The organism is Bartonella sp. MM73XJBT.G (genome assembly GCF_028618435.1).
Lineage (GTDB): Bacteria > Pseudomonadota > Alphaproteobacteria > Rhizobiales > Rhizobiaceae > Bartonella.
This window is the reverse complement of the sequence record NZ_JAQISW010000002.1, coordinates 212,817-228,267: the sequence shown is the minus strand read 5'-3', so window position 1 is coordinate 228,267 and position 15,451 is coordinate 212,817. Positions and strand designations below refer to the sequence as shown.

Genomic DNA, 15,451 nt, shown 5'->3' with positions numbered 1-15,451 from the left:
AAAACTGAACAAAAAGCTTATAGATTAATTTTTTTATCAATACATACGAAAAAAGAAAAGGATTATTTGTTGTGTTTTTCAGAAATTTTCCAGTAATGCCAAGGTTTATAAAAACAGCAAGAATTTCCAAGCGAAGGAGGTACTGGATCAAAGCCATCTGTTCCAAAGGGACCACAACGTATGACACGAAAGAGACCCATCCATGTACCAGCCCAAAGCCCATGGCGTGCGATTGCTTCATATATATATTCTGAACAAGTTGGGGCATGGCGACACTGGTTGCCTATAAGACTCGAAAGTGTTATTTGATAGAAACGTATTAAAAAAATGCCCAGTAATCGTCCAGGTGTTTTTTGCCAAGTCCCTGTGTAATTTCGAGTTATTTTTTTTTGTCGAAACTGTGATTTGAGCATTTATGTTCTTCTTTCTTCTTCAATTTGTTGAATGCAGTCTATCGTTGCATCAAAGGGTAGTAGTGTTGCAGCATGACGTATTTTATAGTTTTTAATGGGCTCTAAGCAAGAAAAATCCTCAAAGGGAGCTTGAGGAGAAGGTCCATTCTGCTTTAGCATTTGATAGATAACTTTACGTAATATTTTAAGATCTTGTGTTGTTTGTCCGATGATATGAGATGCTAAAAGTGACGCTGAGGCTTGCCCTATAACACATGCATGTATTTCATGAGCAAAATCTATCACGATATGATCTTTCACTTTTAAATCTACAGTGATTGTTGAGCCGCAAGGATGTGCATATCTTTTTGATGTTGCATCAGGATTATTAAGACGCCCAATTCTGCTTATATGTGCAGCATATTCAAGTATTTTATCACTATAGATATTGCCACTCATGCGCTATTGCCTGAAATTTTGAGAGACGTGATTGTTTAAACTTTTAATTCGCTTATATAGAGATTATACAAAATGAAATAGGTCTGTTGCAAATGTTTTTGTATAGAGTAAGGTTGGAGTTTTTGAATGCGTAATGTTGTTAAAGAAGACGCAAAAGATTCTTTTTTATCTGAAGAAAAGCGTCCGAATATTGAAGAGGTGGAAGAAGCGGTTCGTACATTACTCTTATGGGTAGGGGAAAATCCAAGGAGAGAAGGGCTTTTAGAGACCCCAAAACGTATAGCCAAGGCATATCGCGAGCTTTTTAATGGTTATCACCAATCAGTTGAAGAAACCTTAGGAACGGTTTTTGAAGAGGTTTCAGGATACAATGAATCGATAATCGTAAAAAATATTCCTTTTTATTCGCATTGTGAACATCATATGATTCCGATTATTGGAAAAGCGCACATAGCCTATCTTCCTGATGCAAAAATTGTTGGTCTTTCAAAGATTGCGCGTATTGTAGATATTTTTTCTCATCGTTTACAAACACAAGAAACGATGACAGCACAAGTGGCTCATGCTTTAGAAATGCACCTGAAACCTCGTGGTGTAGCCGTATTGATCGAAGCTGAGCACATGTGTATGGCTATGAGAGGAATCCAAAAGCAGGGATCCACAACAATTACAAAAAAATTTCATGGTTATTATGAAAAAGATCAAACTGCACAAGCTCATTTTATGATGATGGTTCAAAAATCATCGTAACGCCCATATTTCGTGTAATCTTTATTAAGTTATAAATCGTTTGAATAAAATAAATTATGGGAAAGAGAAAATTGTCTTGTACCTTTCTTTGTGATTTGTTAAAGGCTGAAAGCCAGAACTTTTTGCTTAACCACGTGCGGTCGTGGCGGAATTGGTAGACGCGCAGCGTTGAGGTCGCTGTGGGGCAACCCGTGGAAGTTCGAGTCTTCTCGACCGCACCATCGGCGATTAATTTCTCTGTAACGAGAAGAAGTTATATAGAGAGGTGGTCTATGCAAATTATAGAAAACTTTTTCCCATTATAGAGAAATATTTCTTTGTGTGTTATTTTTGGTGTTTTCTTCATAGTTTGTTCATCTTTTATTACTTTATTTGTACATTTAAAGCGTTATATTTTTTATAGGTGGGGTAGAGTTACTGTGAGAAGTAGAGTGATTCTAAGATATTTTACACTTCTTATTTGTATTGCTTTATTATCAGCATGTAGTGATTCCCGTGCCGTCCTGTGGCATGGGGTACATGCAACCCCATCTATGATTGCAGTGCAAAAGGAAGTTGAAAGCAAACCAATTCTTCCGAAAGCTATTGTTCCGGTGTATGTTGCAACAAGTCGTATGATGCAAAATAATTACGCTCAGCCTTATGGCTCAGAGCGATCGAATAAAGTACATTATAATCGCGTTGATGTCGGAATTCCTCAGCAACATGTAAAGGGACTTGTTGAAATAAATGCGTATAAACCTACCCATGATAAGTATTTTGCAGCAGTCTCATTGCAAAAATATGATAATAAAGAACAGTTTAAACAACAATTAAATGCTGCTTTAGAAAAAAAACCAAAAGGAAAAAGAGAAATTTTTCTTTTTATCCATGGTTATAATAACAATTTTGCAGATGGCACATTTCGTACTGCTCAGTTTACATATGATTATTCTTTAGATGTTGTTACTGTGCATTATTCGTGGCCTTCTGCTGGATCTGTCCCTCTTTATATTTATGATCGTGATAGCGCCAATTTTGCTCGGGATGGACTCATAGAGCTTTTAACACTTATCAGTAAAACCAAGGCGGATCAAATTTCTGTTATTGCCCATTCTATGGGTAACTTCGTTATCATGGAGGCATTTAGGACCCTAGCATTACAGGGAAAATATGAACCTATTCGTCATATTACAAGTCTTTTAATGGCAGCGCCAGACATTGATATTGATGTATTTGAACGCCAACTTAATGATATTAAAAAACTACCTCAACCAACCGCCATTTTAGTATCTCGTGCGGATAAAGCACTCGCTGTTTCAGGACGTCTTACCGGTGGACATCATCGGGTGGGAGATGGTTCTGACATTGAAATGTTACGTAAAAATGGCATAGCTGTTCTTGATTTCTCTCATGTTGATGGTGGAACGCATGATGTTTTTGCTTCTTCACCGACGTTGATGGCTCTTTCTCGAGAGGGGTCTTTGGCTTCAACAATTATGCAGGGTACAGAGTTATCACCTAGTCAGGCGCTTCTTGCTGATAGTAGCAGTGTATTAGAGAAAACGACACATCTTATTCTTTATACGCCTTTACGTTTTCTCTCTCCACGGATTCCAGGTCGATAGCAAAAAAAGAGGAGCGGTAACTATCAAATAATGTATTGGAGGAATATTTTTTAGCACTTTCTTTAGAATGGCTTTGTAAAATAAAACGAAATAGCGAGATGAGGTGTAAAAAGCTATTATTTGGTGGATTTATGATGATTGCGCGGAAAAGCTATGTCAATACCCCTGCAATTGTTGATTATTTATCTCATTCCGCAATTAAGTTGTTAGAAATTCATGCTATGCTTGTGAAGGTGAGAAAAGGTGATATGGGGGAAAAACCAAATTTATTGCGTCAAATTGATTCTACAAAAAAACAATTAGATGAAATAAGCCATGCTCTTATTTTAGAATATCGTAAACGCCAAGAAAATGAGCGCTTTTTAAAACAAATTTTGCTTTCCATTTCCGATCAACTTTTTTCACTTAACAATGGTTTTAAGGAAACTGGACGTCTTTTCTTTCAAGAAATTAGAATACTACAATCTCAGATACAATGTTTATATGAAGGGAAGGAGAGGTTGCATTTGTTGAATAACGAAGAATATCTTTATTCTCCATCAAAAATTGATGAAATCATTAAACAGTTACAAAAAGCGCGAGAAAAGCTTATTATTGAAAGCCCACATCTTTTTGAAAAAGAATGTTAAATTAAAAATATTTTCTCTTTAATCATAAACAGTACATTTAAATTGCAGTTATCGTTCACTTCGTTTCGTACAATATCAGTTCATAGGGCATTCCAAGTGCTATTTCAAAGAGAGAAATATATTAACTATGCCGTATGCGGAAGAATATCTGATGATTTGAAAGAAGTGAGAGGCAGCAGAGGTACGCGTTGATTTACAAGATTTGGCTCTCCTTAATCTAGTTTCTGAAAAATTAAAAATGATTGACGAAACAGCCAATCATGATAGAAACTGCAATCACAATGTTTATTTTATAAGTAAACAATGTTTCGTTACTATAATGTACAGCCTTGATACAAAAGAAAAAAAGCCAACAATTACCTTCAAATCTTCGCTTTTGACACTTGTTTTTTCACGGTTCATTGTGATAATTTTTTCCTTATTATTTCAACTATATAACACTTATATTACTCTCAAAATGGCAGAAGAGATTTATACAGATTCTCTTGTTGAAGTGGGTGAAAGCAAACAGATTTGTGCAGATATTCTTGAGTGGAATCATAGCCAAAATATAAATCAAATCATCTGTGATTATGCTCCTTTGTCTACACAGACAGTGAACTTGACCTTGTAGTGCACATCTTGTTTCCCTATGACAATGACGGGTTAAATATTGATGCGCACAGCCGTGGTAGCATGACAGCAGGCAAAAAGGGGATGCTTGATTTTGAAAAACGTGGTATTCACGGCATAGCAGGTAACACGAGTATCAATCTTTTTGGTCCTGCTTATAATGCTCAATCGATGGCGAATACGCTTGATTATTTAAGTGATGGCAAGCAAACCTCTGTTGGCTTGGAAAACCACGCAGATGACTTTGTTGGTATTGTGTTTGGCAAAAATCCCGCTACTTTTGATAAGATCCCTTCTGGCAGCGGTCCCTGGAACGAGGCATGGAGAATATTTACGACTTATCCTACTGTTCATGCTTGTTATGGTCATGGAAGTGATGTGTGTATTTCGTTCTATGGTTCATCTCACCGTATACAAATTGATTCAATTAAACCAAGGAGCAAGAAATGAAGTACATCTTAAAATTATTAAGTGTGATAGTCTTGTTTATTATAGCTGGGTGTAATTTTTTTAAGCCTTCTCCAGGGTATATGTACGTCCGGAGCAGATTTTACTGAAGTAGGAAAAGCCCTTTTAGAATGTGGCATGCCAACTCCTTATGATGAGGATTCAGAAAATAGAAAGGTAAGCATTAATGCAAAAGCAACAATTTATGCTTGCATGGTTCAATCAGGTTTTCGCTATAAATTCGCTATAAACATGAGGAACTTTCGAGAGCAGGAGGATGATGTTATCCTTTTAAAGAAGAAAACCTTCCGATTTGTCGTCCTGACGCTATCATTCCACAGGAAGTGTCAAGAGGCGCTTAAACAGCCCGTTTTGTAAAAAGCATCTAGAACAATATGAATGCTATCCTTAAATTTTACTGTTGATGGAAACAATCTCCACAGCCATGTGTTCTCATACTCATGTAGGGTTGTTTCCTCTAATCACTTTAATGCTGTTTATCCATGAGGTATACAAATGTAGGACAACATTTATAAAAATATCTATTTCAATTGTAATCAAAATATTGAAAATAATATTTAAATATAACGTTATAGGATATGATTTTAGTAGTAATTTTGCTGTATTTTTGATACAATGCCATTTAGAATAATCATTGGAAAAGATAAGCGATAATAAAAAGTGATAATGTACGTCATTATTTTGAAAATGAAAAAACAGCATGTGAAATAATTTAGAGATTGTTTTTGTATATTAAATTTATTCAAGGATAGGAAAGTGAAGCAAATTTTAAAATTATTAAGCGGGATAGCCTTATTTGTTATGGCTGGGTGTTACCCAGAACAGCCTTCTCAAACGGCTGTAGATACATGGGGAAAGGCTGGTGCAGATCAACTTGAGATCAAAAAAGCTCTGTTGGAGTGCGGAATGCAGCATCTGGATGGTCGTCTTGATACAGAAGTAAGTACCGATGAGAAATTCAATACAGAGGAGTCTGTGAATGCATGCATGATACAAGCAGGTTTTCAGGATAAATTGGGAAGGGTTAAGTGGTGTGAAAAATATGAAAATCTTCCCATTTGTCAGTCTAATGCTGTTATTCCTCAGCGAAGTGTAGAGAGGCGTTTGAATAGTCCTCATTGTGAAGAGAACAAAGAACAACCCGAATGTCAGCCTTAAGTTGAGGTTGCTGTAATCAATAATCCTCATATTTTTTTATTCTCGCAGGAGGGGGTGCGGTTGCTTTTTCAATGTATGGTCTATATGCTCTTCAGAGTTGTCCTGCGTACGAGAAAAATATTGGCAGACTTATCAGCCTTTTTATTGTAAATATTAAAGGAGGGGGAATTGAAAAAAATATTAAAATTATTAAGTGCTGTAGTTTTATTAAACTCTGCTGGATGTGTTAACAAACCTCCTTCATCGACGCTAGAATTATGGGAAAAGCCCAGGCGTCAATAAGTCTATGGTCCAACAAGCGCTATCAAAATGTGGCTGGAAACCAATCTATGCTTCTTCTGAAAATATGGATTCACGTGCAAGTGAGTTTGCAGCAATTTATGAGTGCATGACTAAAGCAGGTTATCGCTACAAATTGCAAGATTCAAAAGGAATCTATTTTTCACCAGCGCCACGAAGTGATTCATTTTTAGTCAATTTAATGATAGCAGGTTATCAGCAGGTGATGGATAATGATACTTTTGGTGTAACTAATTCGACAAAGCAAGAGCAAGATTTGATGTTACGACTTGAGAATGATAAAAAGAAACAGCAAATAAAAAAAACTTTGAAAAAGTGAAATATTTATCTTTAAAGCAATAATTGAATAAAAATATTATAGGAGAAAAGGGGAGAAATACAGTTCTTTTTCACCTCCAATTCATAAAATCTGAGATTTGCAATAGTGTTATTATCAGATGATAATATTGGGGAACATTTAGAAATTTATTTGATATAAAAAGTGGCAAAAAATAGCTTTGTTAATACAGCTACTTTAACGATAATGACCAGATTGCTTTCATAAAGCTAATTTTGATGTTTTTCAACTTTAGGAGAACAAATATTTTACTGCATTTTAGTTCTTAGCTGGTGATCTAAAATGTTATGCAAGTGATTTTGATGTAAATAGCTTTTTATTTTATGATCTTTTTTAAATCATATCTTCTAAAGTTTTTTATTAATTCATTCAACTCATTGATAATACGGCATTAAGAAAACCTTTGTTTGTTAATTTAATTTTTTTGCTAGATATCTGCAACTTTAATGTAGAAATTGTGTACATTCGCTTACATTTCAGGGAAAGTTTTCTTGGTTTTTTGTTGTGGTTGAAGAAATCATGCGATTATAAATTTTACTGTATCTCATTGTGTGATATTTTTATTTTTAGAAATAAGATAAATTGAATATTATATTTCTTTAAAATTCGTATTTCTTTGCGTTTTTTTTTGAGATCAATTTCCTGGTGCTTTGTATTTTAGCTTTCAGCATTTGTGGTATGGGTCTTTAAAAAGACTTTCATCTTCAATGATATTTTTAATTTTTTTGTTCTTTCTTTACATAAAATACAAAACATACTATTAGACTCTGTCATTTATCAGAAAAAACAACAAAATAAATTTGTTTATTTTATTCTTATTGTATTTAATTTTTACAGTTTATTTTTTGTCAGCATTTTTTGTTTTTGTTGAAAAAAAGAAAGTTTTGAAAAGCAATGATAATCAAAGTATCTAACAATCGCTTGTATTCGTGTGTTTTTACGGCAGTTATTTTTTCTTTTTTGTTAAATATAAATATTGAGGCACATTCTCGCTCATTTGTATCACTGTCATGTGACGAAAACAAATTACCTTATGAATGCAGTGATGGTGTAAAGCATACAATTAGTGATAAAATATATAAGTTTACGGCAGCTGTTAAACAAAAAAATGCGGAGGGAAGCTCTTTCGCTTTTCCTGCCGCTATAGGAGTACAGGAGCCAAATACAGTTATTCAGGCAATGCGTATAGAGATTGAAGGTACTGCAGGTATAGAAGATATTTATGGTGCTGTTGTATCAAGAGGAGGAAAAATTGTCTTGAGCGATTCAGCTTTTAAAAATGTGTCAGTAGGTCTTAAAGCTGATCATGGAATAATTGAAGTTAATCGTGGAATAATTGAAGCTTCTCAGGTCGCTGCTTATGCAGAGAAAGTAGGGGCATCTGTTACGTTAATGAATACAAAAATTAAAGTGGAAGGTCAGGGTATTGGTCAAGAGAGCGCTCTTTTCATTAGTACTAATGCAGGTATTCAGATGAAAGGTGGATTTATTGATGTAAATGATGCCGCTGCGCTTTATGTCGAGAGAGGTGGGCGTGCAACTTTAGATAGTGTTACCATTACTTCAAAACGTCAAAAAACAAAACATAGAGAAAATACAAATGAAAGAGTTACGTATACAGCTTTGAATGTAAAACAGCAGGGTTCTGTTTATTTAAAAAATACGAATATTGTTTCTACGAATATGCATGTTTTAACAGTTGGACAAGATTTTAACACACAATCTGCTGTCGGTGGGGAAGAAAATATTTTAATTTCGCGGATTAATATTGAAGATTCAACTATTGAGGCAATAGGGAACAATCATGGTATGCATTTTGAAATGGGAGGGGAGAATCATGCGTATGAACAGGGACTCGTTTTTTTGAAAAAGACGGTTTTTGAAACTCCAGCTGGAACAGCGATTTATAATAATAATAGTCGGAGTTATATTGCTGTAACAGAAGATACTAAAATTTCTGGTGATTTATTATTAACAGTTGAAAAAGGAGGGACTGTCGCGATTTTAGCTGATTCTTCTTCATTGATGGGAAGCACTCGTGTTACCGATGATTCTATTGCTGAGCTTTATTTAACAAGAGGATCAAAATGGTTTTTGACAAGAAGAAGAGAGATAGATTCGCAAGTTTCAAACCTTACCAGTTCATTTATTTCATTTGTAAAACTTTCGGATAGTTTCATCGCTTTTGAAACACCAATGTTTCACGAATATCAGACACTTCATATTGGGAAGGGAGAGAAAGAAGTTTATAGTGCGCAAGATAGTGCGGATATTTATCTTAATACCTATCTCAGGCGTGATGGGTTGCTTGATAATAAAAAGACTGATCGCCTTTTAATACATGGTGATGTTTCTGGAAAAACGACAGTTTATGTGCAATTTATTGCAGAAAATCAGGGGGAAATAGCGACCGGTGAAAATGTTCATAGTGTTTCACTTATTCAGGTTTCTGGAAAAGCAGCTGAAGATTCTTTTCAGTTAAATCGTGCTTATATCGCATTAGAGGGGTTGCCTTATCAATATTATCTTAATGGCTATGGTCCAGCTTCTTCTTTTGGACAAGCACAAGCTTCTCAAAGATTGGTTGAAGGAAAGGGTGACTTTTGGGATTTTCGCCTTGAAAGTAAATATATTCAGCCTGCTTTAGGGATGTCTGTTATCCCTCATTCTGAGTTAAAGATCAGAGAAGTGGTTCCACAAGTTCCAACCTATCTTCTGTTACAAAATGCTTTGTTTCATGTGGGGATGATGGGTATTAGTAATCAACAAAAGCAGTTGCAAGCTATGCGGTCTATTTCTGGTAAGTTATTAAAAGTTAAAGATAATTTTTCTTTATCTGTTCATGCTTATGGGGGGAGTTATCGTTATGTCTCAGATTTGTCTCTCATTGAATATGGGTACGATGGAAATGTTGATTATAACGCTATAGAAACAGATATTTTACTCAAAACAATAGAGAGGGCATATAGTACGATATCTTTTGGGATTATGGGGGCTTATGGAAAGCTTTCCTTACAACCTCGTAACGTGGAACAAAGTCAAAAGAGTCCGTTTAATAAATGGACATTTACGGCATACGGTAGTATGAAACACAATACGGGTTTTTATGGAGATGGTCTTTTATCTTATGGTTTGTTTAAGGGTGATGTACTTACTCATTCATGGGGTAAGACGGCGACATTAAAAGCAAATTCTCTGAGCGTTTCGTTGTCTGCTGGTAAAGTGTTTATGATAGGACAGGAAGGTCTTTTTTTTGATCCGCAGATTCAGCTTGTTTATCAATATCTTCAATTTGATAAGTTTTGTGATATTGATGGGATTGATGTTGAGATGAAAAAAGCAGATCAATGGTTGATGCGTATTGGAGGGTATTTAAGTAAAACATTTACGGCATATGAAAAAGATCGTATTATTTCTTTAAATGGCAATATTCATCTTACCCATCGTTTTGGTGAAAAACAATTTGTTCATCTAAAAGATGTTTTCCAGTTAGGGGCTTTTGGTTCTTCTTTAGAAACAGGTTTGGGGATTAATGCACAATTTTCTTCTAAAGTTACACTTTACAGTGATTTTAGCTATCAGCATAAGCTAACCAAGGCTGGTTTTTCTGGCGTTCGTTTTTCTGGTGGATTGCGTTATCATTTTTAATAAATCTTTTTTCAAAATAATCCATGTATTTTGATAAATATAAAAGGATCACTTTGATTTTATTTTTTTATCTGTTTGTGCTTTTTTTGGGTTACAAATATATGAGATCATTCGTCATCGGCTTTTTAAATAGCAGCACTGTTATCCTATTATGCTGTAAAACACCGTTGTTTGAGGAGGTGAATATCAAGTATAACATGAAGGAGGATATTGATTTTTAATTGGGAGCTTTTGCCGTTAAGCAAAGAAGGGTCATGCGTAAAATACACAACTTCATATTTCCACTTCGCTTTATAGACTGTAAGAAGCATTTTAAAAACATGTGAGTGTGTGTGTAAATACCTCTTTTAAAGATGGAGAGTGTGCAAAGTTATGGATCAATTATCACTATAAAATTCAACATCTTCTTTAAGGAGAAGGCTTTTGCAAAATTTTAGGAAAGTGCATTGTGATTTTGCCTGTATTGATAAGATTCATATCAACATTAAGAGTAAGTAGAAATATCTCTATCCAGGTTATTTAAATATCGGTTTTCCATATGATGTTTAAGGTGTCATCAAGCCATTTGTGGTAATCGCGTGCTTCTTGATCTGAGGCATGAACAGAGAAAATAAAACCAGGATATCCCCCAAATGCTGGTGGAGGTAGTGAAAAATGATCGGTTTCAAAGAAAATTATAGTTCTAGCGGTTTGAGGATGTTGTGCAACCTTATTTAGACCTGAAAATCCACAAAAGCGCCCATGACCACAAAGAGGAATAATATAATTTGCAGCAACTTTTTTAGCTGGGAATATATCGGGAAGGTTTGGATTTGGTTCAGCTAAAGCGGCATTCATACAGAGTTTTGCAAATGAAATTCCTGTACCTTGCTCTACAATAAAATGGGAGACACCAGATCCACCTATACGAGCACCGATCTCAATGATATAAGGCAAGTTATTGACATCTAGGCGTAGCTCTACATGGGCTGCCCCCATATTTATACCAAGAGCTTTTACTCCAGAGCATGCAACTTCACATAAAGCAAGAATTAGAGGTTCTTCTATATCACGGCGTTGACGATAAATTGTTTCTTCAAACCATGGTCCTTCAGGTTGTCCTTTGTCACCAACGGCTAGAACATGTACACCTGCTGTATCAACAAAGCATTCTACGACGAACTCTTTTCCTGGCAAATACTGTTCTACTACTAAGCCTAAAGGCTTCTTTGTATCGTTAAAACGTGCCATGTCTTTATGCTGAACATTCCATACTGCTTTGACGAGATCAGGAAGTTCGGCGGAATTTTTAGCTAACATTACGCCTGTACTAGCCCATCCAGAGACGGGTTTAATGACTAGCGGATACTCCAAGGAATGTGCTTGTGAAAGGTCTTCTGGATTATCTATATAAAAAAATTTTGGTGTTCTAAGCCCTGCTTTAGCAAAAGCTTGACGCATAAGATATTTGTTGCGGGTTAATGCTGCTACTTCTGGTTCAATACTTGGAGTATTGATTTTTTTTGCAGCCAAAGCTGTCCATAGGATGGCTTCTTCGCGAAGGGTTATGACCCCAGAAATATTGCGTTCTTTTACTTCGGCTGAAAAAGTGTCTAGAGCTGCTTCTGGATTATCAAAAACAGGAAGTTGCCAAGTTGAAGTAACTGCTGTAGGTCGTTGAGTAGGAGCACTTTCAGCGGTATCATAGATCATTACTAATTCGATATTAGCTGCTTTTGCAGCTTCAAATATAAATGGTAGTTTTGCATTGCGCTGGCAAACTAATGCGAGTTTTTTCACTTTGTTTCCTCATTAAATTTGGAATTTTGGGAACGGTGTTTTCGTTGCCATCCAGATACCTTTGATGCATCTATGAATAAGAGTGTCATCCCTATAACAGCCATCATCATAGCAATTATTTTGATAATATTGAAAGAAGTGCTCGAGCCTATTATCCATTCACATGTAACCACTGCAAAAGGAGATAATACGCCGATAGTGTTGGCGTATAATACGCCTCCCTCGGCTAAAACTTTTTGATACAATACGTAAACTGGTGCCGAACAAACAGTTCCTAAAATCAATATCTTAAATATATCTTCTAACTGAAGATATAAGAGTGGGGCAGGATCAAAAATGAATAATGGTATAAACGATGCTGCAGAAATTGTTGTGATCCAAGCCAGTGAGGTGAGCAAAGGTAAATTTTTAAGGTAACGTTTAGACAATAAGCCATAAGTAGAGTAAGAAAGCGCTGCTGTTAAAGCAAGAGTTATTCCTGTTAAACTGTAATATGCACCCTCTATACTGTTTATATTGAATGTTATAGCCGCTACACTGACAATGATCATGCCGATAAACTTGAACCACGAAAACATAAGGCTATTCGTCAGTGTACCCAATATATAGGTAATCCCTGGAATGGTTGCTAAAACCATGGTTAAATCACTGGCTTTGAGTGATTTTAATGCACCAAAGCTGCATACAAAATATAACGAGAATCCTAATACAGATAGAATAAAAAAAGAAGGTATCATGGAAAGCAATGATAGAGATCTGAAAACAGTTTTTTCACGAAAGACTGCAATCAACCATAAAGCGGTGGCAGTTGCACACAACCTCAGTCCAACCGCATGCATTACTGGTATATTGCTCACCAAATTCTTAGATAATAACCAACTTATGGAAAACAATGCGAGAATGGCAAAGGTAAATAAGAATAACCGTCCTTTTAAGAAATTCAACGATTTAATCCCCCAATAACGCGCTGTGCATAGTTTGATGTTGAAAAATTAAATCGTAACTGTGAGGTTTCCGGTTTTCCAAGATTATTTTGGATATAATTCTTAGCTCCTACCAAATAAGCGTCATCATCAAATGCTTCAAGCGCTTCTATATCTTCGATCATCAATGTTATTACTTCTTCAAGACGTTTCAAATCAAATTGAAGATAACCTTCATTGGTTTCAATCAATGCTTTGTTACGCATGAATATTTCAAAAAGCAAGATACCTGTACCAGCATCGAAAGTCATATGTTGATCAGAATCTTTTGGATAACGAAATATGCGTTCTAATAGGACAAACTCTGTTATTTCTTTCCAAAATTTTGGATGCTTTTGTAGCATAATACGCACTGTAATTAAATCAACTTTAGTTTCTTCTAGAAGGCCTGTGAACCAATTTAATTTTATATATAGATTCTTATCCAATGGACGCGGGCCGATATGATGTGCATAGTCATGATAATAGCCCCACAAACAGCGAATATCGTAAATGTCTTCTTTAGATAAGTTACGGCTATGCAATTGACCAAACAGGAATTTACTATCTTGACCGAGTAAACGTTCAGCTTCCACAATTGTCTGCTTATTGTAAATATCAAAGAATTTGCTGAAAAAAAACAAAGCAAATGCTTGCTTATCAATTTTCTTAGCAGTCGCTACAGATTCTGGGAATAAAACAATGCAATTGCCTTCTAAAAAACCCTTTGATGCTATTCCCATTTTTATACATTGAAAAGGTGATACATAATTATTTGTATATTTTGAGGCGTCTGCAAGATAGGCCGTTTCATGACGATATCCTGTAATTAATTCCAGCCGGAATCCTTCTGGAGCGGAGCCATTAGTTGTACGCATTGGAGCCAAGAAAAACAAAGGAGCATCTGGTAATGGTGCTTTAAAAGCAGCTAAAGTGTTATCAAATTTAGGAGGGATAGTTAAACCACTAAGCATCCACTGATGAAGATCATCAGAAGTGGTAGCTAAAAGTTCTGAAGATAATCCGTCAATAATATCTACATGGTGGTTCAGCAGAGTGATCAATTCATTGATCATATTAATATCTGCTGAAGTTGGTTTCTTAATGCTACCATCTAGTTTTTGGCGTATACGGAATTTGTCAACCAAGTTAACAATGGAAAGAAGTGCTTCAGATTGTTTCATGATTAGCTGACTTTAGCGAGTGGAGCAAAAAGGCCATTGGCACTTGTCAAAAATTTTCCACAATATTTAGCTTATAGCGGTTTGCCGCAACTGATGTTGTGATACAAGCATCTGCTTTTTCAGCTTTACAAAGAACGGCCGCATCAGCATTGCTGTTGGCAAATATTTTGTCGTATTGATTCGCTACCAAAGATTGAGGGGCAGGATGAGTAGCTACGGTTTTAATTTTATCAGAGTTATTGCGTTTAGCTAAAACCATAGAGTGGGTAGGCATAATAAAACTGTCAAATAATTGCATATCATCTAAACGCGTAAATATGAGTGTATGCAAATTGGGGTAAGCAGCACAGCTCAGGAGATATCCATCTTTTTTCTGAGAAAGTTCATTGAATGCCTCTTCAAGTGTTGCGTATAAGATAATACGGGATCTTAAGTCAGTGGATAAAATATTTTGATTGTGATTATCAAGCCACCATTTTGCTGCAGCTGCACAGTTAGTATCTGCAGGGCCAAGTGTATATATAAAAATATTATTTTCAGATTGCACGATCTCTATTCTTTTAATTATGCGAATAAATTTAAACTAGTGCAATATGTAGAGTATATCAAGCACAATAAACTAATTAATTTAGTATTTTATAAAATATATGTATATGTGAAAGAAAATTTACGATACAATTTAGTCTTGTTATTATCCTATCATGCCATAAAACATGGTCGTTTAGGGTAGACATTGAACAGAAAAAATTCTACGCAGGGGGTATTTATTGGATATGTTAGAGAATGATTAAAATGGTTAAGCGAAGGCGGATGATAGTAAACCGTACTGCTCTATCATTTTGGGGATGAGCAGCGTTTTTGAACTGTTCATATCAATAATGCTATTGTGGGTGGATAATGAGCACAGTGATAAAGCGTGAACATTTTTGCCATAAAATTCAATATATTTAGCTTTTTAATTAAGATAAATACTTTTAAAAATTGTTTTATAGTTGTGATTGTATTGAATATATGAAAGGCAATCATTATTGTCTTGTGTGTTCAATAAAGGATATATTTTAAAATCAGTTTGGATTAGTAAGATTTTTTTCTTGTAAGATAGAGAAAGAGATAAATTTAAATCTTAAATCAGATATATAGAGCTTTGAAAACAAGTCATTTTTTTG

12 protein-coding genes, 1 tRNA gene and 3 pseudogenes are annotated in these 15,451 nt (G+C 35.2%); 9 read left to right on the top strand and 7 right to left on the bottom strand.

Annotation, left to right across the window (positions count from 1 at the left end):
• Positions 1–62 precede the first annotated feature (62 nt).
• Positions 63–413 (bottom strand): membrane protein insertion efficiency factor YidD, encoded by a 351-nt coding sequence (yidD, locus tag PVV59_RS02305; protein ID WP_273754301.1) that lies wholly within the window; start codon positions 411–413, stop codon positions 63–65.
• Entirely contained in the window at positions 414–851 is a 438-nt protein-coding gene (locus PVV59_RS02300) for an iron-sulfur cluster assembly scaffold protein (protein WP_273754300.1), read from the bottom strand.
• Between the two features lie 126 nt (positions 852–977).
• Between PVV59_RS02300 and folE the strand changes: the two genes are divergently transcribed.
• From folE to PVV59_RS02255, 9 genes and pseudogenes are all read left to right on the top strand, one after another.
• Positions 978–1,601, top strand: a complete 624-nt coding sequence (folE, locus tag PVV59_RS02295; protein WP_273754299.1) for a GTP cyclohydrolase I FolE — start codon at positions 978–980, stop codon at positions 1,599–1,601.
• Between the two features lie 136 nt (positions 1,602–1,737).
• Positions 1,738–1,822 (top strand) — tRNA-Leu (locus PVV59_RS02290).
• A gap of 198 nt (positions 1,823–2,020) precedes the next feature.
• Positions 2,021–3,208 (top strand): alpha/beta hydrolase, encoded by a 1,188-nt coding sequence (locus tag PVV59_RS02285; protein WP_273754297.1) that lies wholly within the window; start codon positions 2,021–2,023, stop codon positions 3,206–3,208.
• A 134-nt stretch (positions 3,209–3,342) separates the two neighbouring features.
• A complete protein-coding gene (locus PVV59_RS02280; protein WP_273754353.1) occupies positions 3,343–3,837 on the top strand; it encodes a hypothetical protein in 495 nt (164 codons plus the stop codon).
• A gap of 675 nt (positions 3,838–4,512) precedes the next feature.
• Positions 4,513–4,899 (top strand): hypothetical protein, encoded by a 387-nt coding sequence (locus PVV59_RS02275; protein ID WP_273754296.1) that lies wholly within the window; start codon positions 4,513–4,515, stop codon positions 4,897–4,899.
• A pseudogene (locus tag PVV59_RS02270) lies at positions 4,896–5,308 on the top strand (hypothetical protein). The gene PVV59_RS02275 and the pseudogene PVV59_RS02270 overlap by 4 nt, the downstream one beginning before the upstream one ends.
• Positions 5,309–5,673: 365 nt before the next feature.
• Complete coding sequence (locus PVV59_RS02265; protein WP_273754294.1) at positions 5,674–6,075, top strand: hypothetical protein; 402 nt, start codon at positions 5,674–5,676, stop codon at positions 6,073–6,075.
• A gap of 168 nt (positions 6,076–6,243) precedes the next feature.
• Positions 6,244–6,694: pseudogene (locus PVV59_RS02260) on the top strand (hypothetical protein).
• A gap of 912 nt (positions 6,695–7,606) precedes the next feature.
• Complete coding sequence (locus tag PVV59_RS02255; RefSeq protein WP_273754292.1) at positions 7,607–10,360, top strand: autotransporter outer membrane beta-barrel domain-containing protein; 2,754 nt, start codon at positions 7,607–7,609, stop codon at positions 10,358–10,360.
• 519 nt (positions 10,361–10,879) lie between these two features.
• Here PVV59_RS02255 and PVV59_RS02250 read toward each other — a convergent pair.
• The 5 genes and pseudogenes from PVV59_RS02250 to PVV59_RS02230 form a co-directional block, all read right to left on the bottom strand.
• Positions 10,880–12,139, bottom strand: a complete 1,260-nt coding sequence (locus PVV59_RS02250; RefSeq protein ID WP_273754290.1) for an ATP-grasp domain-containing protein — start codon at positions 12,137–12,139, stop codon at positions 10,880–10,882.
• Entirely contained in the window at positions 12,136–12,717 is a 582-nt protein-coding gene (locus PVV59_RS02245) for a DMT family transporter (RefSeq protein WP_273754351.1), read from the bottom strand. The genes PVV59_RS02250 and PVV59_RS02245 overlap by 4 nt, the downstream gene beginning before the upstream one ends.
• 6 nt (positions 12,718–12,723) lie before the next feature.
• Positions 12,724–12,996: pseudogene (locus PVV59_RS02240) on the bottom strand (EamA family transporter); the annotation flags it as partial.
• Positions 12,997–13,079: 83 nt separating this feature from the next.
• On the bottom strand, positions 13,080–14,285 hold the full coding sequence (locus PVV59_RS02235; RefSeq protein WP_273754289.1) for a DUF6421 family protein: 1,206 nt from the start codon (positions 14,283–14,285) through the stop codon (positions 13,080–13,082).
• Positions 14,286–14,331: 46 nt separating this feature from the next.
• Positions 14,332–14,832, bottom strand: a complete 501-nt coding sequence (locus PVV59_RS02230; protein WP_273754287.1) for a prephenate dehydratase domain-containing protein — start codon at positions 14,830–14,832, stop codon at positions 14,332–14,334.
• Positions 14,833–15,451 lie beyond the last annotated feature (619 nt).